The sequence below is a fragment of the Burkholderia sp. E168m23 genome (assembly GCF_016586125.1).
Lineage (GTDB): Bacteria > Pseudomonadota > Gammaproteobacteria > Burkholderiales > Burkholderiaceae > Burkholderia > Burkholderia orbicola.
On sequence record NZ_BCPP01001133.1, the window covers coordinates 1 to 2,037 of the forward strand.

Consider the following 2,037-nt stretch of genomic DNA (forward strand, 5'->3'; position numbering starts at 1 on the left):
GGACTGTCGGCGCGCGACCTCGCCGCGAACGTCAACTTCTTCAGCAAGCTGGATGCACGCGACGACGGCGCGCTCGAGTTCGTCGCCGGACATTCGCCGGCCGGCAGCGCGTTCGACCTGCGCTTCGAGATGAACACGCTCGCGGCGTTCTCGACCGCGCCGCATCCGCTCGATCCGCGCCCGGACTATGCGCCGAAAGCCGTGAAGCTGATCGCGTACCGCGCGTATCCGGCCGACGGCGCGGCGCCCGACGACGACCCGTGCCGGCGCGCATGCGCGGAGAACATGCGCGGCTTCGCCAACACCGACCGTCTGTTCGCATGAGGAGCGAGACCATGCCGATCATCGAAAGCCGTCTCGACCCGCGCGACGCGATCCACGACGTCACGCTGAGCGCGGGCGACCCGTGGCTGCACGACCTGAAGCGCGGGCAGACCTTCCGCATTCTCGACCTCGAAGGCAACCAGGCCGTCGACACGCTGTTCTACCGCACCGACGATCCCGAAGAGCGCTACAGCGCGCAGGACACGATCCGCTCGCAGCGCAACCTGTACCTGAGCGCCGGCAGCGTGCTCATGTCGAGCCGCGGCAACCCGATGGCGACGATCGTCGCCGATACGTGCGGCCGTCACGACACGCTCGGCGGCGCGTGCGCGGCCGAGAGCAACACGGTGCGCTATGCGCTCGACAAGCGCTACATGCACAACTGCCGCGACAGCTTCCTCAACGCGATCTCGCACTGCACGTGCGGCGCCGGCGCGCGGCTTACCAAGCGCGACCTGGTCGGCAACGTCAACTTCTTCATGAACGTGCCCGTCACGCCGCTCGGCGGGCTCACGTTCGAGGACGGCATCTCGGCGCCCGGCAAGTACGTCGAGATGCGTGCGGAGATGGACGTCACGGTGCTGATCTCGAACTGCCCGCAACTCAACAATCCGTGCAACGGCTACAACCCGACGCCCGTGCGCCTCATGATCTGGGAGGCGGAATGAACGGCCTCCACGCTCGCTTGCTTTGCATGGGGCCGGAGTACGCGCTGAAGCGCTACTCCGGGCCGACACGTTCGCTGCGGGAGGCAACATGAGATTCGCCAAAGTCCTCGTCGCGAACCGCGGCGAAATTGCGTGCCGCGTGATCCGCACGCTGAAGCGCCTCGGCATCGCGTCGGTCGCGATCTATTCGGATGCCGACCGCGACGCGCGCCACGTAGCGCTCGCCGATGAAGCCGTGCGGGTCGGGCCCGCCCCGGCGGCCGACAGCTATCTGAACGTCGCGGCGATCCTCGCCGCCGCGCGCGAAACCGGCGCGCAGGCCGTGCATCCCGGCTACGGTTTCCTGTCCGAGCACGCTGGCTTCGCCGACGCGTGCGAAGCGGCGGGCCTGCGCTTCATCGGGCCGCGCGGCGATCACATGCGCGCGTTCGGCCTCAAGCACACCGCGCGCGAACTCGCGGCCGCGCACGGCGTCGCGCTGCTGCCCGGCACCGGGCTGCTCGACGACGTCGCGACGGCGCTCGCCGAAGCCGACGCGATCGGCTATCCGGTGATGCTGAAAAGCACCGCGGGCGGCGGCGGCATCGGCATGTCGCTGTGCCGCGATGCGGCGCAGCTCGGCGCAGCGTTCGAATCCGTCGTGCGGCTCGGCGCCGCGAACTTCGCGCATGCGGGTGTCTATCTCGAGAAGTTCGTCGAACACGCGCGGCACATCGAAGTGCAGATCTTCGGCGACGGCCGCGGCGGCGCGATCGCGCTCGGCGAACGCGATTGCTCGGTGCAGCGGCGTAACCAGAAGGTGATCGAGGAAACGCCCGCGCCCGACCTGAGCGCCGCCGAGCGCGACGCGCTGCACGCGAGCGCGGTGCGGCTCGCGCGCGCGGTGGGCTACGCGTCGGCCGGCACGGTCGAATTCGTGTTCGACGCGAGCACGCGGCAATTCTATTTCCTCGAGGTGAACACGCGGCTGCAGGTCGAGCATTGCGTGACCGAGGCCGTGACGGGCGTCGATCTCGTGGAATGGATGATCCTGCAGGCCGAAGGC

3 protein-coding genes are annotated in these 2,037 nt (G+C 69.0%); all 3 read left to right on the top strand.

The genetic code is table 11. From position 1 onward, the window contains the following. The coding region (locus JMF90_RS34895; RefSeq protein ID WP_201326145.1) for a DUF1989 domain-containing protein at positions 1-324 on the top strand (324 nt) is incomplete at its 5' end. An 11-nt stretch (positions 325-335) separates the two neighbouring features. Then, positions 336-992, top strand: coding sequence for an urea amidolyase associated protein UAAP2 (locus JMF90_RS34900; RefSeq protein WP_011549113.1), 657 nt, complete (start codon positions 336-338; stop codon positions 990-992). Between the two features lie 88 nt (positions 993-1,080). After that, positions 1,081-2,037: biotin carboxylase N-terminal domain-containing protein (locus JMF90_RS34905; RefSeq protein ID WP_201326146.1), on the top strand; the 957-nt coding region annotated here is incomplete at its 3' end.